This window comes from Viridibacillus sp. d25.2, assembly GCF_055456015.2.
Genome location: NZ_CM196652.1, coordinates 2,757,136 through 2,783,624, shown reverse-complemented (window position 1 = coordinate 2,783,624; position 26,489 = coordinate 2,757,136). Strand labels below are relative to the sequence as shown.

Annotated in this window: 22 protein-coding genes and 2 pseudogenes; 12 read left to right on the top strand and 12 right to left on the bottom strand. The window is 33.0% G+C overall.

What is annotated here, in order from left to right; translation table 11 throughout:
- The first annotated feature begins 3 nt into the window (after nt 1-3).
- Both ACZLO7_RS13805 and ACZLO7_RS13800 read left to right on the top strand, forming a co-directional pair.
- A complete protein-coding gene (locus ACZLO7_RS13805) occupies nt 4-192 on the top strand; it encodes a hypothetical protein (RefSeq protein ID WP_464939999.1) in 189 nt (62 codons plus the stop codon).
- A 765-nt stretch (nt 193-957) separates the two neighbouring features.
- A complete protein-coding gene (locus ACZLO7_RS13800) occupies nt 958-2,142 on the top strand; it encodes an IS256 family transposase (protein ID WP_464941454.1) in 1,185 nt (394 codons plus the stop codon).
- A 194-nt stretch (nt 2,143-2,336) separates the two neighbouring features.
- On the opposite strand, the gene ACZLO7_RS13795 is transcribed toward ACZLO7_RS13800, so the two are convergent.
- Nucleotides 2,337-2,786, bottom strand: coding sequence for a hypothetical protein (locus ACZLO7_RS13795; RefSeq protein ID WP_464940497.1), 450 nt, complete (start codon nt 2,784-2,786; stop codon nt 2,337-2,339).
- 208 nt (nt 2,787-2,994) lie between these two features.
- A pseudogene (locus tag ACZLO7_RS13790) lies at nt 2,995-3,450 on the bottom strand (MFS transporter); the annotation flags it as partial.
- A 177-nt stretch (nt 3,451-3,627) separates the two neighbouring features.
- Between ACZLO7_RS13790 and ACZLO7_RS13785 the strand changes: the two are divergent.
- A complete protein-coding gene (locus ACZLO7_RS13785) occupies nt 3,628-4,122 on the top strand; it encodes a hypothetical protein (RefSeq protein ID WP_464940496.1) in 495 nt (164 codons plus the stop codon).
- Nucleotides 4,123-4,280: 158 nt separating this feature from the next.
- On the opposite strand, the gene ACZLO7_RS13780 is transcribed toward ACZLO7_RS13785, so the two are convergent.
- The 5 genes from ACZLO7_RS13780 to ACZLO7_RS13760 all read right to left on the bottom strand — a co-directional run bounded on the left by ACZLO7_RS13780 (nt 4,281) and on the right by ACZLO7_RS13760 (nt 10,145).
- The gene (locus ACZLO7_RS13780) at nt 4,281-5,399 is read right to left on the bottom strand and encodes a DUF2705 family protein (protein WP_464940495.1); all 1,119 of its coding nucleotides are present in this window, start codon (nt 5,397-5,399) and stop codon (nt 4,281-4,283) included.
- On the bottom strand, nt 5,396-6,280 hold the full coding sequence (locus ACZLO7_RS13775) for an ABC transporter ATP-binding protein (RefSeq protein ID WP_464940494.1): 885 nt from the start codon (nt 6,278-6,280) through the stop codon (nt 5,396-5,398). Before ACZLO7_RS13775 ends, ACZLO7_RS13780 begins: the two co-directional genes overlap by 4 nt.
- A gap of 51 nt (nt 6,281-6,331) precedes the next feature.
- Nucleotides 6,332-7,573, bottom strand: coding sequence for an ABC transporter permease (locus tag ACZLO7_RS13770; RefSeq protein ID WP_464940493.1), 1,242 nt, complete (start codon nt 7,571-7,573; stop codon nt 6,332-6,334).
- 403 nt (nt 7,574-7,976) lie between these two features.
- Entirely contained in the window at nt 7,977-9,305 is a 1,329-nt protein-coding gene (locus ACZLO7_RS13765; protein ID WP_464940492.1) for an MFS transporter, read from the bottom strand.
- Between the two features lie 237 nt (nt 9,306-9,542).
- Nucleotides 9,543-10,145 (bottom strand): LysE/ArgO family amino acid transporter, encoded by a 603-nt coding sequence (locus ACZLO7_RS13760; RefSeq protein WP_464940491.1) that lies wholly within the window; start codon nt 10,143-10,145, stop codon nt 9,543-9,545.
- A 105-nt stretch (nt 10,146-10,250) separates the two neighbouring features.
- Here ACZLO7_RS13760 and ACZLO7_RS13755 point away from each other — a divergent pair, with 105 nt between their 5' ends.
- The gene (locus tag ACZLO7_RS13755; RefSeq protein WP_464940489.1) at nt 10,251-11,675 is read left to right on the top strand and encodes an aminotransferase-like domain-containing protein; all 1,425 of its coding nucleotides are present in this window, start codon (nt 10,251-10,253) and stop codon (nt 11,673-11,675) included.
- A gap of 131 nt (nt 11,676-11,806) precedes the next feature.
- On the opposite strand, the gene ACZLO7_RS13750 is transcribed toward ACZLO7_RS13755, so the two are convergent.
- A complete protein-coding gene (locus tag ACZLO7_RS13750) occupies nt 11,807-14,590 on the bottom strand; it encodes a dynamin family protein (protein WP_464940488.1) in 2,784 nt (927 codons plus the stop codon).
- A gap of 456 nt (nt 14,591-15,046) precedes the next feature.
- On the opposite strand from ACZLO7_RS13750, the pseudogene ACZLO7_RS13745 reads away from it, so the two are divergent.
- Nucleotides 15,047-15,540 (top strand): annotated as a pseudogene (locus tag ACZLO7_RS13745) (HIT family protein).
- Between the two features lie 99 nt (nt 15,541-15,639).
- Complete coding sequence (locus ACZLO7_RS13740; RefSeq protein ID WP_464940487.1) at nt 15,640-16,944, top strand: elicitor-associated permease-like protein; 1,305 nt, start codon at nt 15,640-15,642, stop codon at nt 16,942-16,944.
- Nucleotides 16,945-17,124: 180 nt separating this feature from the next.
- Here ACZLO7_RS13740 and ACZLO7_RS13735 read toward each other — a convergent pair whose 3' ends face one another.
- From ACZLO7_RS13735 to ACZLO7_RS13720, 4 genes are all read right to left on the bottom strand, one after another.
- A complete protein-coding gene (locus ACZLO7_RS13735; protein WP_464940501.1) occupies nt 17,125-17,520 on the bottom strand; it encodes a hypothetical protein in 396 nt (131 codons plus the stop codon).
- A 108-nt stretch (nt 17,521-17,628) separates the two neighbouring features.
- Nucleotides 17,629-17,880, bottom strand: coding sequence for a hypothetical protein (locus tag ACZLO7_RS13730; protein WP_464940486.1), 252 nt, complete (start codon nt 17,878-17,880; stop codon nt 17,629-17,631).
- The gene (locus ACZLO7_RS13725) at nt 17,861-18,376 is read right to left on the bottom strand and encodes an RNA polymerase sigma factor (protein WP_464940500.1); all 516 of its coding nucleotides are present in this window, start codon (nt 18,374-18,376) and stop codon (nt 17,861-17,863) included. The genes ACZLO7_RS13730 and ACZLO7_RS13725 overlap by 20 nt, the downstream gene beginning before the upstream one ends.
- 16 nt (nt 18,377-18,392) lie before the next feature.
- Complete coding sequence (locus ACZLO7_RS13720) at nt 18,393-18,764, bottom strand: group-specific protein (RefSeq protein ID WP_464940485.1); 372 nt, start codon at nt 18,762-18,764, stop codon at nt 18,393-18,395.
- 1,303 nt (nt 18,765-20,067) lie between these two features.
- Between ACZLO7_RS13720 and ACZLO7_RS13715 the strand changes: the two genes are divergently transcribed.
- The 6 genes from ACZLO7_RS13715 to ACZLO7_RS13690 all read left to right on the top strand — a co-directional run bounded on the left by ACZLO7_RS13715 (nt 20,068) and on the right by ACZLO7_RS13690 (nt 26,484).
- A complete protein-coding gene (locus tag ACZLO7_RS13715; RefSeq protein ID WP_464940483.1) occupies nt 20,068-20,589 on the top strand; it encodes a sigma-70 family RNA polymerase sigma factor in 522 nt (173 codons plus the stop codon).
- Nucleotides 20,576-21,691 carry a hypothetical protein gene (locus tag ACZLO7_RS13710; protein WP_464940482.1) on the top strand — a complete coding sequence of 372 codons (1,116 nt, stop codon included), beginning with the start codon at nt 20,576-20,578 and terminating at the stop codon, nt 21,689-21,691. Before ACZLO7_RS13715 ends, ACZLO7_RS13710 begins: the two co-directional genes overlap by 14 nt.
- 571 nt (nt 21,692-22,262) lie before the next feature.
- Complete coding sequence (locus tag ACZLO7_RS13705; protein ID WP_464940481.1) at nt 22,263-23,144, top strand: ABC transporter ATP-binding protein; 882 nt, start codon at nt 22,263-22,265, stop codon at nt 23,142-23,144.
- A gap of 21 nt (nt 23,145-23,165) precedes the next feature.
- A complete protein-coding gene (locus ACZLO7_RS13700; protein ID WP_464940480.1) occupies nt 23,166-23,876 on the top strand; it encodes an ABC transporter permease in 711 nt (236 codons plus the stop codon).
- A gap of 543 nt (nt 23,877-24,419) precedes the next feature.
- Nucleotides 24,420-25,058, top strand: a complete 639-nt coding sequence (locus ACZLO7_RS13695; RefSeq protein ID WP_464940478.1) for an NAD(P)H-binding protein — start codon at nt 24,420-24,422, stop codon at nt 25,056-25,058.
- A 241-nt stretch (nt 25,059-25,299) separates the two neighbouring features.
- The gene (locus tag ACZLO7_RS13690) at nt 25,300-26,484 is read left to right on the top strand and encodes an ABC transporter permease (protein WP_464940477.1); all 1,185 of its coding nucleotides are present in this window, start codon (nt 25,300-25,302) and stop codon (nt 26,482-26,484) included.
- The last annotated feature ends 5 nt before the right edge of the window (nt 26,485-26,489 follow it).

Genomic DNA, 26,489 nt, shown 5'->3' with positions numbered 1-26,489 from the left:
GAAATGGATATAAAAAATTATGACCAATTTTATTCAAATGCAGAATACCACTTTGGTATAGAGCCAAACAAGCTTGTGATTAAATTGCTTGATTTCCTACCTTCCGATTCCTTTAAAGATAAAGTTGTCCTTGAATTAGGATGTGGTAAAGGCAGAAATAGTGTTTTCTCGCTAAAAAGGGTTTTAAGGTAATAGGGGGAAAAATCTTATGAAGTGGATTACTTAAGGCAGAAAAACGGGCAAAAGAAAATGGATTGATTATTAATTTAGTTGAGGGAAATGTAAACGATTTAGTTATTTCTGAAAAAGTGGATGTCCTTCTTGGTATGGGCATTTTACAATACCTTAAACCTGAGAATAGGTTAAAACAAATTCAGCATTTTAGAGAGATGACTATGGTGAAGGGGAGCAACTCGCATTGTTTTAGAGCAATTAATAAAGTAGTGTGATCGATAAAATTACTTAATTACACTAATTAACTGAAATTAGTATGAAAAGAGGAAATGTTCTAATGAAAAATCAAAACGTTGTAGGTACCTATTCAGAACTTATTAAGGCGGACCGGAGGAAAACTTTACACAAAAGGGCAAAGAGTAAATAAAAGTGTCCGTCTTAGAAAACAAGTACATTACAGAGTTTTTTAAAAAATAAGTTGTAAATTTCCATTTGTTTCTAAAAAACAATATTTTCCTTTTAATATTCACAAAGAAAAATAGTATTTACAGATAAAATTAGTGACGCTGAGATTAAGACTTAATATTTATTCAACGCTAATTAGGTTTGTTTCATTACATATAAATACAAAGATAAATACAAAATAAAAAACAATGTTGCAAATGTTAGTTTTTAATAAGAGAGCGTAAAATATCTTGTGTAAATGAATAAATAGAAAAAGGAAGACCTTTTCTTGTAGAATTAAGTCACCACAACACAATTCACAGAAAAGAGGTCTTCCCTATGAATAAGTTTACAACAGATATTGTCCAAGCTCTAGTAAAAAAAGAAGATATTAAGGAAGTTTTTCGCACGCACCTAGAATCGGCCGTAAACGCGCTCTTAGCGAGCGAATTGACATGTTTCTTAGATTACGAAAAGTATGACCGTATTGGCTTCAACTCTGGCAACTCTAGAAATGGCGCCTATTCACGGACGCTTCACACAGAATTTGGTGATCTTCAAATTGCCATTCCACGTGATCGCAACGGTGAATTTAGACAACAGACTGTGGCTCCATATAAGCGTTCAAATGATACGCTCGAATCGTTTGTCATTCATATGTTCCAAAAAGGTGTAACGATGACGGAAATCTCTGATTTAATTGAGAAAATGTATGGTCATCATTACACGCCACAAACGATTTCGAATATGACGAAAGTGATGTCTGAACAGGTAGAAGCTTTCCAAGCTCGAGCTCTCTCTGCACGTTATGCGTGCGTTTATTTGGACGCGACATATATCGCTCTAAAACGTGAAACAGTCGCAAAAGAAGCCGTCTATATTGCCGTTGGTATTCGTGAAGATGGTTCTAAAGAAGTCTTAGCTTACACAATCGCACCAAATGAATCAGCTAGAGTTTGGAAAGAACTTTTGGAAGATATCAGAGATCGTGGCACAGAAGAAATATTATTATTCATTTCAGATGGTTTAAAAGGTATTACTGATAGTATTTTCTCCGTCTTTCCCGAGTCAAAATATCAATCGTGTTGTGTGCATCTTGCACGTAATATTGCACATAAAGTACGTGTGACAGATCGAGCTGAAATTTGCGAGGATTTTAAGACTGTTTATCGTGCAGACAACCTCGAAATGGGGCAAAAAGCATTGCAAGAATTTGTGGAGAAATGGAAATCCATTTACCCGAAAGTAACGAAGCCATTGCTTGAAAATCCGTATATTTTCACGTTCTACAGCTTTCCAAAAGGTATCTGGCGCAGCATCTACTCCACAAACTTAATAGAATCCTTTAATAAACAAATCAAGAAATACAGCAAGCGAAAAGAGCAATTCCCAAACGAAGAATCGTTGGAACGCTTTCTTGTATCTCAGTTTGATCAGTACAATCAACGCTTCGCTACACGATGTCATTTAGGGTTCGACAAATCGCGTGCAGAGTTGGAATTAATGTTCAAATCAAAAGAATAAAAGAGCATCTACAAGAAAAGGTCACACTCATTTACACATAAATATTGACGGTCCCTTTAATAATGCAACATTGTTTTTATTAATGTATTAATTTTTATGGTTAATTAAATTCTATGGCAACAGAATGATTACATATTATTTTACTTCGCCAATCATGTTGTGAATAATTATCATAAATACCCTTCAATTGCTTTTTATATTGACCTTTTATAAGCATTAAGTGTTGCGCTAAGTTTATGATTTCTTACATTTTCTTGCGAATTAAGCTTACCTAAAGACCCCATTCCTTTCAAGAAGGGAGTCAATAATTCACTTCTTGAAGCACTTTTTAACATTTTAATTTGATTAGAGGTTAGTTTTTTACTTTTATCCCCACCAAGAGTCGCGTTTGTTTTCTTTGCATTATTAATTGTGTCTTGTAATTCACGCGAATTTCGCATCCCCGACGGACCCATTTCCTTCAAGAAAGGAGTCAATGATCCATTTTTTGAAGCATTTTTTAATACTTCAATTTGCTCTGAGGATAGTTTTGAACCCTTATTTATATTTTTTAGTGCTTCTTGAATAATTTTAGAGTTACTTTTATAGATGTTACCAGTATTTTGTTCAGAAAAATTACTTTGCCTATATGCTCCTCGATTCATTAAATAGTGACTGCTTGTACTTCTCAAAGATATCATAATACCAACTCCGCATCCTAATTTTTTTAATTACTACCAATAATTGATAATACCTTCTTAATATCGGGGTAAATAAATTTTTTTTAACTAAAAGTGAGATATTCTATCTATTTGGAAGTACGGACCTGTACGATCGCTGTGCCGCCTGGTAGGAATTAACCAATTGCAGAGTTTACTCTTCTGAACTTAATAATATTTGCTTTTTCGGTATACTTCGTGACCAAACTACAACTGGGATCAGTAAAAGTGAAAGTATACTTCCTACAATGGAAAGTGTAGCATAACTAGAATTTGCTACGACCATGCCGGACAATACTCCGGCAGATGCTCCTGATAAGGCAATTAAAACGTCCACTGTCCCTTGCGTTTTTGCACGATTAGTAATGCTAGTAGCGTCTACAATAAGTGCTGTTCCACTAATAAAGCCGAAGTTCCACCCCATGCCAAGTAAAACAAGCGCAAGTATTAAAAATGGCAAAGAATCTCCAGGTGTTAAAGCTGCTAAAATACCAGATGCTAGTAGTGTGGCACCAGCAGCAATAGCCATAGTGATACGTCCCATTTTATCTACTAGTACACCAGTTAGAAGAGAGGGGAGATACATTGCTCCAATATGAAAGCCAATTAGCTTGCAAGTTAGTTGCTGTCCCTGCACCATAAATTAGTAGAGAAGCTTTTTTGAGGAGAAATGAAAGCGGTGATATAAATCGAGCTTGAGGGTGCAATTATAATAACTAATTTTTTATGGCAATATGCTATGGAAAATAAATAAAAAGAGTAGCAAAATATAGGAGATAAAAGTTAGATGAAAAAACTTAGTATGAAATGTTTAATATTGTTTTTAATTGTTTTATTAGTAGGATGCGGAAATATGAGTGAGGGAAAGAAAGAACAACTTAGTAATTTAAATACGAGTGCACAATCACAATTTGAAAAACCACCAGCTTTAGCTATCTCAATAGGTAAAAAGAAAGTTATTGCTCAACAAGGTGGATATAATTGGAGTTATTTAGATACTAAAACAGGGGAAACAGTGGGTGTAGAATCAGAATCATTACCTTCAACCGAATTAATTATTGTTGATAAAGCCATTAGCGCCGATCTAAATGAGCATGTAAAATTAAGTTTTAAAAAAGAACCAGTTACATATGAAATTAGAGTCTTGGAGAAAGATAGTAAAATGAATGCCAGTTATGAAAATTTTGAAGATGCAAAAGAAAAAGGGCAAAAGATATACGAAATCTTAGCTACATGGGAAGAGGGAAGTTGTATCTATGTAGTAGCATTAGATTTTCAATAATAATCAATAAAGAAGACGCAGAAAAATCAATGGGTTGTTTACAAGTAAAAAAGCAAGTGCATAAAGCGCCTGCTTGTCTTATAAATCATTAGCATTTTTCTCATTACGTGCTAATCAGTTATTGTTAATGAGTTTAACAAACAACTTTCTCCTAATAATTATTCCATTTTAGCAGATCTTATTTTTAGTAAGGATATTAAGTAAAATACAACTGTCACCAGGATAGTTATAGGTATTCCTTGATACCATACATGCTCATTTTGTAAAACGATAGTATTTTCCGGTAATAAATATTGAAATGGATTGATCCAAGCAAAAGGCTTCCAAGTTATGAATAAGGTCAATATATAACCACCCAATAAAGTCCCAAATAAAACAAACAGAGTTGCCAAAGTGTGTTTCAATAAAAGGCTATACAACATACATAACGAAATCACCATTAAAACTGTCACAGATGTGACAATAATCGATTGGATCATATAGTCGGTTATTGTTAAATAATCGACTGAGTGATTTTTTTCGATGAGGATGGGATAAGCAAATGAGCCTTTTTCACCAAAAGTATGCCCAATTATTATTGTAGTGATTAAAATGATGCATGTCGTAAAAAGATAAACTATCAAGGAATTGAACAACTTACTATTAATAATATGCTTCTTTTTTAATGGCTGAGTAAATAGTAAATGAATTGAGCGGTTTTCGAACTCTGCTGACAAAATATCACCAATCAATAGAATAATAATAATGATAGCTCCAAAACTTGTATAAAAATCAATGATCTGTTTCGTGAAATTTGGAAGCGCAATACTATAAGTTTCATGTTCAGGAATAATATCTTCACCTAGTAATTTCTGATTTAGGGCAATCTTATGATTAATTTCGGTGTATGATAATGGATTATCTGAACCGGATTTTTTTAATGCATATAAATGATTCAAAAATTTATTTTCAAGTGTCAATTTTTTTTGCCAATCACTAGTTCCAACTAAATCACTTAATTCATATAAACTTTCGAGGATAGGATCAATGATTTGTAATAATTCTTTTGCCACTTTGTCATTGGGGTTTCTCTCCAGTGCATCTAAATGCAATCTAAGACTTGACTGACTTGTTTTAATATATTCTTCAATTTTTTGTTTTTCCTCTTTTTCTATATACGTTTGATACATAATGTTACGGACAAATAATATAATAACGCTTAGTATTAAAAGCAGCATCAAATATAAGAACTTTTTACTAAAGACAATCTTTTTTAATTCGAAGTTTATTATCTTCATGTGGGTAGATTCCCTTCAAATAATTCCTGATATCGTTTCTCTGCACCCACCTTTAAATTCTCAATTTTTTCAATTTTAATATCATTTTGATTCAACTGATTGATAAATGTTTGTAATGATACATCAGATTCCTCAAAAATCAATTTGTTTTGATCGGTTACTGAAAAAGGAATTTTTTGTTCTCTCAATATATCATTTGCCTTTATTAAATCATTTACAGTGAGATGATATTGATTAATAGAAAAGTCTTGGAGTGATTCTTTTAGTAAAGCACCATCTTTCATAAAATAAATGGTACTTGTTAATCGATCTATTTCATCGAGATTATGAGATGAAATAATGATCGTTGTACCGTCTTTATGCAATTCTAATAAAATACGTCGCATATTAATTGCGCTAGTGGGATCCAATCCATTTAAAGGTTCGTCCATTAGTAATAATTTTGGTGCATTAATGATTGCCATTGCTAATAATAAATGCTGCTTCATACCGAGTGAGTAATTTCTGACCCTTTTCTTCAGATAATCTTCCATTCCAACACGTTTCGCAACTTCCTTGACTCGAGATATTGGCAACTTTTGTATATGGCAGATGAACTTTAAATGATCCTTACCAGTCAAATCGCCATATAAAATCCGATTATCTTGTAAATAAGATATTTCGTAAAAAAGGGAAGAATCGGTATGCTTCTTTCCTAATAAATTAACTTGGCCTTCGTTAAATGAAAGTAGGTTTGTCATACAGTTTAACAATGTAGTTTTCCCCGATCCATTTGGACCTACTAATGCTATGATTTGCGGAGTCTCCACTTTAATATCGATTTCCCTTAGTACAGGTTGCTTTTTATATTGTTTCTGTAAATTGTTTATTTCAACAATCATCTCATCACTCCCAATTTGAATTGTTTCTTACAATAGGTTATTTTAAGAATCTCAGCGAAAATGCTTATACTGTAGGGAAGAGAGAACAATTGATACAAGCAAGATTACGATGCTGGAAAGACATAAAGTAGTAACCCCATTTGTAAAAGAAAATGCAAAATTATCCACTGTAACAGCTAATTCATTTGTAATCACTTCTGATACGGAAAAATAATGAAATGGTACGTAAGTTGCAAAGCTAGATGATACGTCCTCTTCACTCCACTTGATGCCTATAAATAAAGTGATAATTGTTAAACCAAGGGCCACTACAGCCTTTTTAGTTAAAATAGAATATAGGAAAAGCAAAGAATAACAAAATAGTAGAATCATGAAAAATAGGATAACTGACTTGGATAAAAACATACTCAAGTTCATAAATGTAAATGAGTATTCTTGACCATATATCAATACTGGATAATTCCAATCACCAAACCTATCAAAAACTGTACCAATTAATAACGAGAGAGTAATTATCCCAGTGAGAATAAAAACTGTCATCAAAATTACTGTAGTGAATTTACCTATTAAAATGTTTTGTCTACGAATCGGCTGTGTGTGTAATAAATGAATCGGACCGTTTCTTCCAAATCCTTCCTTTGTTACGATATCGCTAAAGAAAAATAGGAATAAGCATGCTCCAATGAAACTGAAAAGTAGTCCAAAAAGGTGGTGAAGATAATAGATTCCTGAAGATGAATATTTAATGTTTTTCAAAACCCACTTTTCAATAGATTCATCTTGGAAGACTTTATCGTAGGCAGTCATCCAAGAAAAAATGAGAGGGTATATTGGAGTAACTTTTTTATCGTACATCCATTTATGCTGATTTAATAAACTTTCATCAGTAAAAAGTGTGGGCCAAGTGAATGTATTATAATTTCTGAGTGGAAGTCTTTCTTTAAACCTAGGTTCCATTTGATCAATCTCCAGTGCTAAAAGTGTCTGCCAGTCAATTTCTTTTAATGCTTTAAGTTTTATTTTTTCTTCTTTTACTAAGGTGTTTAAATCCATAATTTGTCCTTTAGTTTCATCATCAACTGTATCCTTGCTTGAATCACTCGAAGATGCCAACTTTTGAAGATCAGTCTGTATAACTTTAAGTCTAATCTCAGAATCTAATATTAAATTAGAAGGTCTTACAGAATGCATATAAATGAATACATAGTAACTAATAATAAATAAACATAAGACAATGAGCATTAATTTGAAAAATGCAGTATTTAATATCTTTTTCATTTCAAGTTGAATCAACCTTATCAATAAGCCACCTCATTCAATATTTTATAAGTAGATGTTCCATAAGAGAGATATCATATTTATTTCAGAATTATTCTAGACAATAGGATTTTGTAGGTTCTAGGATGTATAGTTAGTAATTCTACATATACACAAAAACACCTTCTAATTTTATAGTAATATCATTCTAATAATTCTAATTTATGTTAAATGTAGAATGGGTAAGCTGTTTATTAATAGTTGATTAGATGTTAATTAAAACAAATTTGAAATTCCACAAGAAAAAGCACAATTCTAACTTTATGAATTGTGCTCTATTTGTTTCTATAATAATTTAAGCGACTAGTCTATGCACTAAAGGTGAAGTGAACTAGTCGCTTTTCTTTAAAATAGTTCATATTTTTACCAATTGCAGAGTTTACTCTTCTGAACTTAATAATATTTGCTTTTTCGGTATACTACGTGACCAAACTACAACTGGGATCAGTAAAAGTGAAAGTATACTTCCTACAATGGAAAGTGTAGCATAACTAGAATTTGCTACGACCATGCCGGACAATACTCCGGCAGATGCTCCTGATAAGGCAATTAAAACGTCCACTGTCCCTTGCGTTTTTGCACGACTAGTAATGCTAGTAGCGTCTACAATAAGTGCTGTTCCACTAATAAAACCGAAATTCCACCCCATGCCAAGTAAAACAAGCGCAAGTATTAAAAATGGCAAAGAATCTCCAGGTGTTAAAGCTGCTAAAATACCAGATGCTAGTAGTGTGGCACCAGCAGCAATAGCCATAGTGATACGTCCCATTTTATCTACTAGTACACCAGTTAGAAGAGAGGGGAGATACATTGCTCCAATATGAAAGCCAATTACTAAACCTATTGCATTCAAACCGTGACCATGATGCCCCATATGTATAGGAGTCATAGTCATTATTGATACCATGACTACTTGTGTTAAGACCATTATTGTAGCTCCAACTACTATGCCACGCTTATTCACTGTTTGAGTAGTAGAATCCGAATTTAAATTATTACTAATATTAGTTTCCTTAGCTTCTGCAATTGCTTTGGCCACAATAAAGGGATCTGGGCGAAGAAAAATAAGTAGCACTAAGCCAGCAATAGTGAAGGCAACCGCACCGAGTATAAACGGTCCAGCTAATGGTGGTATACCTATTGATATAGCCAATCCACCCATAACGCTAACTAAATTTGGTCCTGCAACAGCACCGAATGTTGTTGAAACCATAGCAATACTAACTGCGGTTGCTCGTTGAGTAGAATTTGCCAAGTCTGTCCCCGCATAGCGAGCTTGCAAGTTAGTCGCAGTTCCTGCACCATAAATTAGTAGAGAAGCAAAGAGAAGTATAATGCTATTTGTTGTGGCAGCTAGTATCACCCCTATTGCCCCAATAGCTCCCGCTAAAAAGCCAGTTGTGAGACCCATACGACGCCCAAAACGTTGAGTGAGACGCCCGACAATTAACGCAGCACTTGCTGAACCTAAAGTTAGGAATGCTACAGGCAATCCTGCAAAACTATCTGTTCCTAGCATATCTTGAGCTAGAAGTGACCCTACAGTTACTCCTGCAGCAAGCCCAGCACCTCCAAATATTTGTGACATAACAATAATGAATAATGTTCGTTTATACAATTGTCGCTGTTTTTCTGGAGAGTCAATATAACTCTGTAACCAAGTTGCTTGGTTATTTAAAGCTTTAGAATCTTGATCTTCAACTGACAATACAAAGTCCACCTTTCAATTAAAAGAAATTAATTCACATGATTAGTTGTGAATTTATGCGTTTTAAGGATCCTACTTTCAAAGTACTTCGACTATATAAGATATTCTTAGGAATTAACAATATACAAAGCTTCTTATTTTTATATAGAGTTACTAGAACAACTCTAGTGTTCTTCTAGTTTATAGGTGATAGATTAATTAATCAATAATTTGGGAAAAATTTGTAGTTCAATCAATTTAAAATAATTCTTTGAATAAGAACAATGCTGTACACCATATAAAAATACTCGAACATTTATTGAAAAGATTCATTATTGTTCCTGAGCTATCAACTTTTTTCATCGTTGCTCCTGCTAATGTAATACCGAAAAACCAACACCATGATACGGCAATACAAGTAACAGTGAAAATAACTTGTTCTATGCCAGCGTATCGCAATGCACTTGTCCCAATTACAGCTACTGTATCTAAAATAGCATGTGGATTTAATAGTGACACCGATAATGCAAAGATGATTTGTTTCTTCATCGTCAGGCTTTTTCCTGTCTCAACTGTTGCAGGTTTAGAAGTCCAAATAGAATACCCCATATAAAGTAAAAAAATGATTCCAACACTCATTAACCCCAAGCGTAACCATTCAAATTGCAATACGATGGAAGATAAGCCAAACACCGCAAGTACAATAAGCAAAGTATCACAAAGTGAAGCAGCAATAGTCGCAGGTAGTGCCTTCAATAAATTTGGTTGCGAAGCACCTTGAGAGAAAATAAAAACGTTTTGTACACCTAAAGGTAAAATAAGTCCAAATGCTAGTAAAAATCCATGTAATATAGCTGCCATATGAAAAAAATCCCTTCCATTACAAATTTACCTATGTTACAACTAAAAGAAAACATCCAATTGGTTGGTTTTTAAACCAACCAATTTTAAGGGGAGGAAGATATTTTGCAATGGAAACCAAAACGACATTCACAATTATCACTTCATAGTCAAATTGTAGATTGGATGACTTCTCTTATACAACAAGGTGAATGGACAATAGGGATGAATCTCCCACCCCAACGAAAGTTAGCTGAAATGTTGGAAGTGAACCGTAGTACTATTATTCAAGTATTAGATGAGTTAAAGGCCGATGGATTACTTGAAACAAAAAGAGGCGGGGGAACTTTTGTGGCTAATAATAGCTGGAATGTTCTACTAAACAAATCACAGCCAAATTGGCAAAAGCACATTCAGATGAGTATTCATAAGCCTAATTACCATACAATTCAACTAATCAATGAATATGAGCAAGATGAGTCTATGATACGTTTAGGTACTGGAGAACTGTCCCCCGATTTATTGCCAACGACGTTGCTAGAAGAATCCCTTCAATCAATAACTCTAAATGCACGAGATATAGGTTATTCAGAACCCAAAGGGAGTAAAAGATTGAGAATAGCATTAAGTGAATATTTGGGGAGACAGGGCATTCAAACACCACCCGAAAGTATTTTAATCGTTTCTGGTGCACTACAAGCTCTTCAGTTAATTTCAGTTGGTTTACTTGAACAGCAATCGATTATTTTTCAAGAGCATCCTTCTTACTTAAATTCTGTCCACCCATTTCAATCTGCTGGAATGCAGATGGTATCAGTACAAAGCAATGAACGTTTAGACGAGACATTAAAATCGTTAAAAGGGAAAAGACAATCACTTTTTTATACTGTACCAACTTTACATAATCCAACAGGGCGAACTATGTCAGTTGATGAGCGTCATCGATTATTAGACATATGTAGGGAGTTGCAAATTCCAATCATAGAAGATAATGTATATGAAGAGTTACTGTTTGAGAATCCTGTCCCTGCCTTAAAGTCATTTGATAGGTCTGGACAAGTTTTATATTTAGGCAGCGTCTCAAAAACATTATGTCCTGGACTGAGAATTGGCTGGGTAGTCGCACCCGAACCGGTTATTAATCGATTGGCTGATATTAAAATGCAAACGGACTACGGCTCCAGTGCTTTTTCACAAGAAATCGTAGCACACTGGTTAGAGACGGGCATATATGATGAGCATGTTGTGCAATTGCGTCAACAATTACAACAGCGTGCGGCTTTCATTGAAGGTATATTAGAAAAGGAATTTAAAGAAGTTGCAACGTGGCAGAAGCCAAAAGGAGGCTTTTATATTTGGCTTCGCTTCTATGAACCTATAGTTAATAAAGCATTGTTTTTAAAGCTTTTAAAGCAAAAGGTTCTTATCAATCCTGGGTACATATACGATCCTAATGATATGCACCATATACGTTTTTCTTATGCATATGCTTCATTGGCTGAATTACAAGAGGGATTAGCTATATTGTTAAGTAGTATTAAAATATATTGAACTCAATTGAGACAGACTAGAATTCTTTCACAATGTATATACCATCTAGTTGCAGGGTACCGAAAAACTGAAACAAACAAAAAATAACTCCAAAATCAACTTTTATTGTTGACTTTGGAGTTACTTTACGTTTACTCTACGTTTGTTTCTAAAGGTAAATCTGTATAGGAATTAACCTCACCTTTATTTAAGATTACTTCACATTGACGTAATCTCAATTCAAAGAGCGTTATAGGATCATGATAAACTTCAGGATTTGATTTCATTTTATGGAGTGTATCTTGTTTAACTTGTATTTCTATATGAGTGCTTTCTACAGCTTGTTCCAACGCGGCAAATGGATTTCTAAAGAAAATATTAATATCCCGTTCTTGTGCGTTTTCAAATAGCTCAAATTGCAAGAAAAATTTGTTCATAATAGAAGCCGTTACATCGGTATAATCTTCATTCTCTAAATACTGTTTGTATTTGTTATATAGCATCACTTTATTTTTAGGTAAAACTCCAAATAACTTACCGGCACTTTTTAGTAAAAATTGTGCTGGTGTAAATCGGCGTAAAATATTTACTTCTTCCATTTGTATTCTAGTTGTCATTCTATCAGTATCTCTGCGCCAGTCATCAAGCACTTTGAAGTCACATTCTAATTGTATTCGATTTTCTCCACATAAAGAATTAAGTCCTTCACTGATTTCTTCTAAGTACAATTGACTTTGAAGGAACTCATTATTAGAAGTTGCAATCCAATTTTGCATAGAGCGAGCAAGATTAGGTAACACAGTTTGATCTAGATATTTTTGAACTCTTTCGTTCATCGCTGTATTTAGTTCAATATCAATGTGCCCAAAATCGCTTTCTACACTTATTAAATCAGAACAACTCTGCAATAGTTTCGGAATATGTTTTGTAAGATCATTAGCAATTTCATATTTCATTGTACGATATGATTCTGTAATTAAATGAATTTTTTCCTTCTCTAAAGTAGTAAGGTTATTAATAAAACCATTTAGTCTAACTAGTATATCTTCATTCCAATTAATAGAATCCACTAGGTTATTTTCCATCTCGATGCGTTTTTCCAAAAGATATGAAATTGTTTTTCGAATGAAAAACAATAGCTTTTCAGTCCGTTCTGCATCGATATTTTTATGGTTAAAGTTAAAATGAATAAACTCAGATAATTTGTTTAGTTGTTGACTATTTGTATATAACGAAGAGTAAGGTAAAATTCTCGCATGTGGGAAATATGCGTTTATTCTCACTTGTGTATCATCTATAACTCTTTTTGCTTCTGCTTCACTGTAAATGTTATCGATTTTATTTAATAAGAAATGAATTTGTAGATTTGGTGTATGTTCTTGAATACTTAATAGAATATCACGTTCTTTGTCAGTAAAAGGTGAATCCGCATTCAATACGAATAATAATTCGTCTACAGAATTTAAATATTCGAATGTCTCATCTCTAGTGTCGTTGTTTCTATTAAAGCTTGGTGTAACAACGAATGTAAATTTATTTTTACTTAAAAATCTGCATGGTAATTTAAATTCAACATATGCTCTATCTCTATGTGATTGGGGGTGTAGAGACATCATATTATGGTAATCTGAGAAATCTTCAGTTGTTGTAATTGCTGAATCTGTTATAGTATTAATTTCTGCATCAGCGTCATCTTTAAAGACAACTATATTTGAGATTGAGTTTTCTAATATATTTTCTCCTAGTACAGAGTTAATAAATGAAGCTTTTCCGTTTCCTGAAGTTCCAGTTACTAAAAGGCGATTTGTTCTTAAATCTGCAAGCTCGCTAACTAACCATCTAAATCGATGACCTATTTCTAAATCATGTTTTTGTGCCCACTGTGTAATAGATTCAAAAAGATGTAAACTATACTCTAAGCCATTCACATGATTAATAGAATATGACAGCAGGTTTTCCGCATGTTTTATATTTGCTGAATCTATTTCGGAAGGGAAAATCTCATCCCATGCCATTACTGCAGCAGATGGAAATACAGAATGAGATGGATTGGTTACCTTTAACCAATTTGTTAAAAGGTTTGGAATGATATCGTGTAATTGTCTTAGCATAAATTGACCTTGAATTAATTCAAAGTACGTTTCTTCGTATAGAGAAGAAATGTTGTCCCATATATCGGATGAATGTATTTCGAGAGGTAAGAAAAATTCATTTATTGTTTTAAGCCATAATAAGTAATTTTGTTCATTTTTATAGCTGTACCAAAGTGATGAAACAATTTGCGTAAATTGTACTTGATCTACATTATTTAATGTAACTAATACTTCATAAAAATAGTCTGGTGAAATATTTTTAGTAAATCCTTTATTGATATATTCTTTTAGAACCTCAAACCATGGAGAAGATTCTGTTCGAATTAACTCATTCACAGCAAGCTCTACTGCACTGTCAAAATCTTGCTGTTCTTCATAAAAGGAACGTGCAATAGTTGTAACGTTTGGATAATCAGGATTTAAAGAAACCGCTTCTTTAATAGCAGCAAAAGCTGAATCAAGATTATTTTGCTCGATGTAAAGAGACAGTAATTGCAGTACAATTTCGGTCTTAAGTATTTTGTTATCAGTAGTAATGGAGGTATAAACATTTTCAGCAAATGATAATTGGTTAAGTTCGAAGTAAGCATCCGCGATATTTTTTTGTGCCCATGGTGCTAATTCATTACTAACTTTCTCCCATTTAAAAATAGCTGATTCAAAATCTTGATGGTGATAATAAAATTCACCTTGTGCAAAACGAATAAAAGATCCATCGGAAATCTCATTTTTTTGTTCGTTTAAATAAGCTTCTCCAAGTACTTGAAGAGGTGGATGTGTTTCATTCTCTATTAGGAATGTTTCATAATATATCTTTTTGATTAATTTTTTTTCTAATCTCATTTTTTCCTCCACTATATCTTGAAGAATACATTTTTCTCCATGTGTCAACACTTTTTTTGTATTGATGCTTCTTATCATAACAAAGAATTTCTTTTGGAAAATTTCATTTTCCTTTCATTTTTAAAGGGAATCGAAGTAAACTGAAACATTTCTCATTAAAATTCAATCTCAGTTATGAAAGAGCATTAGATGTTCCTAATAACTTAATGCGAATATAATATTCTACATTAAGTTGTAACATTCCAATAGAGTTCGTTTTAAAAACAAAGTATAGTGAATAGGTATGCTATGTTTTCTTCGTTGATAGAGAGGGTACAATGTTCAAATGTACCATCATAACATTTACACTTTTTGTAATTACAGAACAATAAGGTTTATTAATGGATATTATCAATGTTATCCTCTGTTTAGCGTGAAGTAATTATTAGTTGTGTACATTTGGTTATAGGAGGAATTATGAGGAAAATCACTTTGTCTAATGGAAAAATAGTAGAAGTTGAATGCTTAAGTTGTGCATTAGCAGGTGGACAAATTGAACCTGATGGTGGGGTAATAGTTGAAACTAAATATTTTCATGCTCATCAAGATGTTGCATACCCCATTGAGGGGTTAGTTATTTTAGCATTGAAACGTCATATTAAATGTTTTGACGAATTATATGAAGAAGAGAAGATTGATTACATTAACTTATTATCTAAGATTCGAAAAGCACAAAGAGCAGTTTTAGGAATAGAACATGTTTATTACTTTTACAATGAAGATACTACACACCACTTTCACACTTGGATGGTACCTCGATATGAATGGATGAATGATTTCGGTCGCTCAGTGGAATCTGTTAGACCTGTTTTGCTACATGCAAGAAACATATTAAATAATGATGACGTGATGACAATGTAAGAAGAGTTATTGAAGGAATAAATGCATTAAGAGAAGAATTGAATAAGTAATAATACAGGCATAACAAAACTCATTTGGGTTACAGTTAGAAATAGTATCGCGTAAAGACGGATGGAGGGTGTGGAGATGATCTCTACACCCTTATATTATTGCTATTTCATTCGGTTGAACGTGAAATATTGCTTGTTGCCCCGATAAAAAATTCTCAAATTATTTTAGCAAGATTGTTCAGTGTTGCTATTCAAGTAGCGTCTATTAATTTCTTATTCTTATTTCCTTTTACTTTAGCAAATTACTTTGCTAATAATATCTCTTTAGAAATTGTACTTGTTACTATTCCTCAAATATTAGCTGGTTCAATTTTTTTCAGTATAGTAGCCCACGTCTTATTCGCTGTTGCTTTTATCCTTACTAAAGGAAAAGGGTTAAGAATGATGGCATATTCTCTCATGACCCTTGGATCTGTCGGAGTCATTACAGTAGTTCTTTATTTGAAGAATTACAAAACTTCCTTACTAAATCAGAATGAAATTTTCGAAATATTATTTTATATTTTGCTACAATATCCGAAATATCTTTTGGGTTCACCTATTGATCTAATAGAAGTGGGATTATTTTATATACTAATTTCTATAAATGTTATATGTTTTATACCCATTGCCTATCTGATTACAAACTATTGTTATAAACGAGGTTTTTTGACTATATCTTTGCGGGACATAGAGAAGTCATTTTATTCAAATAAGATTTCAGCATTCATCAATAAGTACATAAAGAACTTTTTCATTAGGAAAGACTTATTATATTTAATAAGATCACCAAAGCTATTCTCTGTGTATATCTCACCAATATTATTTACAAGTTTAATCGAATATAAAAATCAGTTTGCATCTGGGATAACTTTGACGGTACTAATAAATATATTTGCGCTTGTAATTGTAACCGTTACATTAAATATCCTTTTATCTGATGATAAAAAACATCAAGATATTTTATTTTCGATTCCTTTTAATTATGAGGAACTGTTTAAAATGAGAAGGCGTTTATTGCACGTTCTTTCTTTTATAATTGCTGGCTCATATATAGTTATGATATGTATTTTAGAATCCGTAGAAATGGAATTTATAATTTATGGTATAGGTCAATTATTTATTCTGACTTATATAGCATCCAGAGTATTATTATCAAGCATCATGAAAAAGAGCAATAAAGATTCTAAAGGATACAGATATAAAGGGGAAATGGTAAAACCCCTTTTGTACTATATATTTGTATGGAATATTCCGCTACTTATTATTTTCAGCACTATTTTCGAGTATCTCAGACAATTACTCAAAAATAATCATGTATCACTTCAAGCAAATATCATTCTAATTTTAATCATAACTATTGTAATTGGAATGTTATATAAAAGTACAAAAATAAATTTAAATATTGGGGTGCAAAGTAAATGACAAACGGAAATAAAACGGAAAAAAAGACATTTTGGCAAAAGTTCGGTAAAGGTTTCACAATTTTTAGTATAATATTCCTCATTTTGAGGTTTTCGGGTGTTTTGGATCCTGTTGCGGAATTTTTTAAAAATTAACACATCTAAAAGGGTTCCCACCATAAGCCAATCAAGCTAAGTAGCCTTAAACCTTGTTAGTCATGGATTCTGCTATTTTACTTTGAGACTTATCAGAAAATAGGCGTCCCAAAGAGCTCTGTGATGAACCCAAATATAATAAAACGGATACGTAAGCGTCAACAAATGCCCACCTATCATTCAGGTGGGCATTTGTGTATGATTTATTTGGTTTTTTTGGAATGTGATTAGGACGTTTTTGACCATGGAGCAGCTGATCTTTTCTTGCAGTCTCGACAATACTATAGATGACGGCACTAGCTTTTGCTCCTTTAATCCCTTTAGCGAACAGCCAGTTTTTACGACTAATAACGAAGGGTTTGATCGCAAGAGGCGGTGATAATACCATATTTAAATAGTGCGATTCCTGGCGTTGCAAAGCATTAGTATGTTCAGCTTTCATTAATTTTGAAGAATCTTCTAGCTATTAAAAATAAAATAACACTAAATTAATCTCAATAGAATAATCTTCTTACGGTGGAAACTCATAAATGTTTTTATTGAAAAATACCTAGTTGAGCAGGAAAATTTGTATTAGTGTTAGCACAACAGTCCCAGCTATAGGTACAATTTTCATAAACATGAATCCATTAGTCGTTGATAATAGTGGTTCTAAAGGATCTTTTGTAGGGGAGGCGAGCATGTGGATCAGCCGTTCCCGGTTACTGTATTTTGATTTCATAGGGAAATTTGGAACATCTATTTCGTATTCATCTAATTTCGTACGGAGATGATGTTCCTCTTTAAAAGGGTTTGGCTTCATGAAAGTCGTCCTCCAATTCTAGTTTTAAATTTTGAATCGCGTTATACAGTCGCGATTTAACGGTTCCTTTAGGTATTCCAAGAATTTCTGCAATATCTTCGTGCGACATGTCATGAAAGTAAAAAAGCAGAATAACGCCACGTTGTTTCTCCGGTAGCTTAGCAATCGCATGCTGAATCGTCATACGATCTGCATGATGAAATTCTTCTTTTGTGATGGGGGTTAGGAAGGGCAAAAAAGATTGTAATTTTTTTCGCCGATTTAATTTTACTATCATAATTCTGTATGCAATTTGAAACAGATATGCTTTCAATTTACCTTTCTTTGGATCGTATTGATGCCTGTAACGTTGTAGTTTGACAAATGTATCTTGAACGATGTCAATACTTAGCTGCTCATCCCGCGTATAGCGAAAGATGAACGAATACAGGGGTTGTTTCAAAAGTGAGTAGATTGTTTCTAACGCTTTGTCTTCGCCGTTTTGATAAGCAATCATATACTCATCTGTATGTTCAATCAAGTTCATCTCCCCACCGCTCCTTAATAGCTTTCAATGTTATTGACACCCGGGAAACTAAGTAAATAATCGATACAGTTGTCCAGATTTGTGTTTGGTTTGTGAAAAACTGCACATAAACATTCTCGACTGTTTGACCACACGAGATTAATATATTAAGTACTTGTACACAAATAATCGTATAGATAGCAAGACTAAGCGTTACTGTATCAAAGACATTCCATTTTAAAAATATTTTTGATTTCTTATAATTAATTTTCCTGTTTTCCCATACCACATATTTACGGTCCATTGGAATTAAAAGCGCTAAAATAAACACGAGTAATATACCTGCAACAATCAGTGAAACAATCCATCCAACACCCATTTCAAATAACCTCCATCTTTGTTCTTTACTAACTATACAAATGAGCGAGTGAAAAGGTTCACTTAGAATGAAAAATATTTTTTATGGCATTCAGTTTTAACTTTTATATTCAAAATATGGGCAAAGAGCAGGTTGGTTATATGAATGGTATTTATCATTTTAAAATCATATTTTAGTATATATTGTAAATCATATACTAAAAATAACGTAAAATAGTTTGTTACCAAGGAAGAGATACAAGCTATTAAGTAACTAATAGGATGTGTTTTAATGATGAATCATTTTTTAAATATGATATTAAGTTACAAAATGCGAGAGTGCTACTTGTTCCTGTTACTTTAGAATATAAAGAATCTCTAAAGAAAATTGTTTTTGATGAGATTATTGGAAATATATAAGCTTTTCTATTCAGAAAGACTAATTAGAAACTTAACTTTACAAGAAAAGATAGAAGGTAAGGCATATCAGGTGTGTTGATTAGGGGAATATTAGGTTATTATTTACCGTTAAAATGGTTTTTTATGTTCAATACTAACGTATGTTACTATATCTTTTAGTTGATTGTAGCGGAGGGTGCTCGACTCCTGCGGGAAATGCAAGCGAACTGAGACCCTGCACGGAGCATAGCGAAGGAAGCGGCTCGGTGCTTGCCCGCGGAAAGCGAGCATCCCGTAGCGTAAATCAATCTACCACTTTAATGGTAATGGTTAAAATTAGTTAATCATCACGCCTGGATGTTTGTTTTAGTAGTATTACAGATGAATGATTGAATGCTAAAAAGATGTTTTTCAGTGAATTTCAATTTGTATAGAAACAAAGGTACTGAAAATAGGGAATAGATGGTTTACTGGGGTAATTAGCTAAATCTTATATGGTCAGGACAATTATTGGCATTTCGGTCCTATTCTTGCCATTTTATTTGAAGCAGTATTTGTGAAGTAAAATCAGAATCAAGGAAGTACTTGAGAAGGAGTAGGATACGCAGCCACATATATAGGATTAATCATCGTTGGAAATAGAGTGATTTACTGTGTTACACTTCTGAAGTTACCTTTTTAGAGGTGATTTTATATTGCTTAAAATAAATGAGAAACATATAGTTCTTTAAAACAGAGCCTAAATTTTAAGGAAAACCATTTAACCCCGTCTTGAAATCAAAACGGGGTGATTCGTATTATATTTTAACTAAAAAATAAACAATTTTAATGACATTTTAAATGAAATAAGAAATTTCTTCATAATTTTGCGTCCTACATCCATTTTTATACGTCTATAGTTTGAATCGAGAAAGGAGGACAGTCGCGTGCAACATGAAATTGAACACATTATACATACATACAGCGATTACTTACTTCGCGTTTCATACGTTTATGTGAAAGACGAGCAACTTGCAGAAGAAATAATCCAGGATGTTTTCTTGAAATTTTATCAAACGCAGCACCAATTTAGAGAAGATGCTTCATTAAAAACATATTTAGTGAAAATGACGATTAATCGTTGTCATGATTATTTACGTAGCTGGAAAAACAAGCGCTCTATTCTTCTTGAAAAAGTGCAACTAAAAGGTAAATCGCACACAGTTGAGAGGGTATACATAGAAAAGCAAGAGCGAATGGAATTAACGAATGTAGTATTAACGCTGCCAGTAATATATCGGGAGGTTATTTTACTTTATTATTACGAGGATTATACGACATCCGATATAGCCAAGCTACTAGAAGTCTCACATTCCACCATTAAGTCTAGGTTACAAAGGGCTCGTAAGGAATTGCAAAAGCAATTAACGGCATATGATTGGGAGGTGTTGTCACATGAATCAATTTAAAGATGAATGGCAAAGGGAATTAAATCGAGAAGTTAAGCTATGTTCAGAGCGAAAGCTAGAAATTTTACGGAAAATAAAGAATGCACCTCATAAAGCACAAAAGCCCAAAAGAAATTGGGGTTACCCAGTGGTTCTTACATCGTTTATTGCGTTAGCTTTATTGTTCCTTGTGATGAATATTCAAGGAGAAATACCACAAGGTAATATTTCATCCGGATCTGTCATGAATAAAGGTGAGAAGGTTGAAAGCGTTTCATGGCAGTTACTAATATATTTGATATTGGTGATTATTTTCTCAAGCTTAACACTGCTATTTAGTGCACTTGCTATTATGAAAACAAAGCGTTGGGATAGTAATGAGAAAGTACAAACGTTACGAACTTTTATCAAGACACATGTACATTACAAAATGTTTCATATTTTGGTAGTTGTCTTAGCACTGTTAACTTTAATTGTATGGATGGTGTCACCGATAGTTGTAGTAAGTAACTTCAAGTTCATCGGAGGAATCGTAACAAATGTATTCATCTTTATTTTTGCAACGCTATTCGTCACGTCACATACACTTTATATTAATCGAAAAGCTGCTATGCAAATTCGTAAGGAAAAGCGTAAACGTACCTTTTTATTATTTCAACTAATGAGCTGGGCTATTGGTATGATGGTATTGGGAAACGTACTTTTATTTGTAACTTACGAGACATCATATGAAGTGATTAAAGTGATCGTTGTTATTGCATATACGACATTTCTTTGTAGTCTTTGTCTGTATGCTGCAAAAGCAGGGAATTATGCAAAATGCCCTCATTGCAATTGTCGATATAATCGCAAATTTATTTTTAAAAAGTCATTTGATCCCTATAAATTTAATTGTCCTGATTGTGCTGAACAAGTGTATATAAAAGATTGGAACGAAAGTGAAACTTCATTTTTATTTTATTCTGTATTTCCAGCAATATTTTTTCCATTGAATTTAGCTGAGCGTATAGGTTTGTCTTTTGGACTACTTATTACTTCTATTTTCTTTATGTTGCTATTTTATATTGTTTGCCTTGCTCCTGTTATAGATAAGTTTACGAACGAAAATAAATCACAATGGTAGTTTTGGTTAGATTAATTTTGAAAATACTTTGAATCATAAAGGCTGATTATCATGATGCTTTTGTCAGAAGAATTGAGTTCTTTGTCTATTTAGTAGATAGGGTTTTTCAGTTCTTTTGATTTCATTTTTCTCACATTAAAAAGTTAAGTTAAACTTCTCTCGATTTAATCCTTAATAGTTAATTGTTCCGTGTTTTTGTTTGTGATTGTACTAGCTCTCAATAAATTGAAACAGTACAAAGTTATCTGTGTGCATCATGAACTCTCCCAGGGCGCTTGACTTTGGATTAATAATTTATAAATATATGGTAATATATATACATAATGGAATTGTCTGCGTTATATTGATCGAATGTCGGGGAAAAGATGCTTGGAAGTTTAATTGTTTTTATACCTCATCACCTTAAAAGTTAATAACTGTATCTTAGGCAATAATTTCCTTGTTCTTAAATCTTTATATAGAGACTAAACTGCGGGTGATGATAGGCGTTTGTATATTCTTTACTGAAGACTTATTTTTATTAACAAGCAAGGCACCAAGTACATTTAATTATTAATAAGTAAGGTGTGTAATGATGAAAATTATTATGGAATTGCAGGGGATCTCCAAACACTATAGAGAGAAAATAGTTTTAGAAAATATGTCTTTCTCGATATATGATAATCAGGTTGTAGCACTTGTTGGAAAGAATGGTTCGGGGAAAAGTACGCTATTAAAAATCATCGGAGGTTTAGTCAAGCCTGACAGTGGTTTGATTCACAAACATACACAGCCGCTGAAAATTGGTTATGTACCGGAAGTTACGCCTTCTCATATTCTGTTTACGCCGGAAGAGTATCTAACTCATATGGGTAATATTCGGGGAATGGCAAAGGGTCAAATACAACAGCGAATAGATAGCTTAATAGAAACCTTTAATTTGCAAGATGCTCGTAAAATAAGAATTGAACACTTTTCTAAAGGAATGAAACAGAAGGTTGCGATTATGCAGGCGATGCTTGAGGAGACAGATCTTTTGATATTGGATGAGCCTTTATCTGGACTTGACCCCAAAGCCCAGAGTGATTTAGAAAGCATTCTATTAATTTTGAAAGAAAAAGGGCTAAGTATTGTCTTAACTTGCCATGAGACTAAATTGTTAGAAAACATAGTGGATAGTGTCCTATTAATTAAGGATCATCAAATTATTCAAACTAGTTTATTACAAGAGAGTGTAAACAAAGGAAATAGATTTATTTTTGAAATTTCTACAGAAACATCGTTAGAAGAATTACTGCCCTTTATCGAAATTAAACAAGAAAGGCGTTTAAACTCTGAAGTAAACGAGATAGAGGCAACCGTTAATCGGGAAATTACAGATAAAATTTTAATGGAACTCCTTATAAAGGGAGCTTCTATTAAGCAATTACTTCCTATACGCGGGTCTGAAGAAAACTTCCATAGCCACTTCTAGTTGAAAGGAGAATGTAAAGAATTGAGAGGTTTATTAAGTTATCAATTAATCAATTATTTAAGATCTTACAGATATGTTCCACCTTTTTCAGTCTATATCATGGCTCTTATAGTGAACTATACTTATATTCCTAATCCAATTTTAGACAGTTACTCATTTACATCCTTGGTTCTCTTTTTTATCATGGGGTGGTTTACAATAACGATTTTTCATGCAGAAGATGAGGGCCAAAAACAAATAACGTTATTGCATTGCAAAAGCTTAAGGGAGTATCATCTGGCACTATTTATTATTTGTGCTCTTATTGGCTTTTGTCTAAGTTGCATATATGTAGCGTATCCCATCGTTATTGGTGCGTTCGGAGGAGAAACTCGTTCATTACATATAATTATGGGGTTCCTGTCTCATTTTAGTTTATCCATTGTAGCCATTGCATTGTCAGCTATCTTTACAAGAGAACTAGTCAAAAACAATGGGAATACGTGGTGGGGAGTGCTAAGTATACTTATTATTTCTGTAGCGATTGCGTCCTTCAAAAGCACGATCCTACAAGTAAAAGGGCTTATATGGCTATTACCGCCTGTCCACCTTTCTTTAGAAATGTTGAGTTCGAAAGATAGTATAAAATCCATCCCTGGATTATTTTATTGGCAATTCGGTTGGATTTTTCTATATGGAATGCTATTTATAAGTCTATTCTTTTTGCTCATAAAGCACAGGCGTACCAATTAAGAGGAGAAGAGGGAAGTAGGGGTTCTTCTGTTGGATAGTAACACTAATTTGTTGCAGGTTCTTCTTAATTTTTTTGTATGACATTTAAGCAAAGGTATGGATAAACACTAGCAAAAGATCATAAGGAAATAGATATGAAACATCAAAATGTACTAAGGCGAACTCCTTTTACTCTATATTCGATATAAACGTATGTTACTAGATTTTCAGTTGATGGAGGGTGCTCGACTCCTGCGGAAAATGCAAGCGAACCGAGACCCTGCACGGAGCGTAGCGAAGGAAGCGGCTTGGTGCTTGTCCGCGAAAAGCGAGCATCTCATAGGGGAAATCAATCTATTACTTTAATGGTAATGGTTTAAATGAGCTAATCAATATGCCTGATTTCAATTAGCCCTTCAAGTGGTAGTTCAATGCTCTATAATGAACAATTTATAGTTATTGTCGGAAGAACAATTTTACGAAGATACGGTAGATTAATAACAAATCTAAATATGTAAATAATTCATGCTATGACGTAAACGAAAATTTTTGGAGGTTATATCAATGGATCATGTAAATAGAATAGCTATAATTGGTGGGACGGGGAAAGTAGGACGTTATATTGCTACTAAGGCGTTACAAAATGGTTATCAAGTTCGCATGCTTGTTCGAAATCCAGAAAAGATTACCGATAAAGATGAAAGAATTGAGATTATAGAAGGAACAGTTGAAAATATTAAAAATCTAAAACTACTTCTCGATGGTTGTCATATTGTCATTAATACCTTTGGACAACCCCCTAAGGATGAACCGATATATAGTAGCCTAACGAAAAATATATTTGAAGTAATGAAAGAATTTGAAATTAATCGATATATAGGTGTTACAGGAGGATCGCTCAACATAAAAGGAGATAAAAAAACCGTTTTAAATAAGATTGGTGCAAAGCTATTTGAAATTTTCTTTTCTAAGATGATGAAGGATAAGAAGGAAGAGTTGACTATTCTTCAAGAAAATACAGGAATTGAATGGACACTAATCCGCTTACCATTTGTAGTCGAGGGTTCGGAATTGGGAAATATTAAGGAAAGCCTTTCCGATATGCCTGGTACGAAAATTACTAATAAAGATATAGCGAGTTTTATCATTAATCAGATTGAAAACAGACAGTATATTCATCAAACTCCATTTATAGCAACATAAACAAATGTAAACGCTACGTTCGTAATAAATAGGACTTAAATAGAAAAGGGACTTCTGCTGAAAGGAAGTTCTCTTTTTTTGCATTTCATCATAATTTGCATCATTGCTATTAAAAACTACTATTTCAATATGTTACTACTATGCGTTAGTAGTTGCTTGATAAAACTTGTTATCATTTCCAATTACTATTAGAATTTAACTATAATCTAACAGGGGTATCTGATATATATAGGAGAACTCAATGAAAAATTTTGATGAAATTTGGGCTATAAGATTCCAACGATATTTGAAAGAACTTTTCAAATACTTAAAATTTGTTTTTGCTACAAGTTATATTGCCATAATCATTGTGTTAGGATTTGCAGTTGCTTATTACGGAAAATGGTTGAAGGTAGTGGCGGATGATTTCCCAGCTGAGTGGCTTGTTTCTGCTTTATGTGGGGTATTACTGTCATTTAGTAGACCAACTACATTAATTCGAGAACCTGACCAAGTATATTTTTTACAGTTAGAATCTAAGATGGGTACCTATTTTAGAAAAGTAATGATATGGACATACTGGTCTCAAATTTTCGTTGTACTAGTGATGTATTGTGGAGGGATTTTTCTATTACTAAAAGTAGAGAATCCTTCATTATGGAAAATCTCTTTAGGATTTTGTGCATTAATAACTTTAAAATATATTAATGTGCGAATAGAATTTTTAAACCATTGGAAAAATCAGGGGAGACATCACTTCATTAATCGCTTGATTCGGTTGTGCCTCTCAATTATTGTATTAAAACTGGCGCTCGAAGGTGAAACCATTCTCTTTTTTATTATTATTGCTCTATTAATAGTCTATGAGAAACGGTATAGGAAAAAAGTTAAAGTAGAACCTATCCCGTATGACTATTTTTCTAAAATGGAAAGTGCTCGAATGGCTCGGTTTTATCGCTTTGTGAATTATTTTACAGATGTCCCGTTTCTAAAAGAGAAGATTAGTCGAAGAGCATGGTTAGATTTTGTGACTAAAATAATAAGTTACAATCAAAAGAATACCTCTCTTTATTTAATAGCCCGTACTTTTATACGAACTGATGAGTCTGTCTATTTGTGGGGAAGATTAACGGTAATTTCAGCTTTTATAGTAGCGTTTGTTAACGAACCTTTTGTTGTATGGGTAATTGTAAGTGCCTTGTCATTTGCGACGATTTATCAAATTAAACACTTGTTCATTTCACCACGAAGTGTTCGTATGAATGCTTTTTATCCGGTTCCAGTAAGTAATCAACAAATAGCCATCAAAAAGTTATTACGTGCATTGATGTTAATACAAGCAACTATCGTTTTGTTATGCAGTCTCGTACAAACAGTTTCTATTGGAAGTTTCTTACTGATACTAATGATTGGGGAAATGACAATTCGCTATACAGGAACGAAATAACTGTA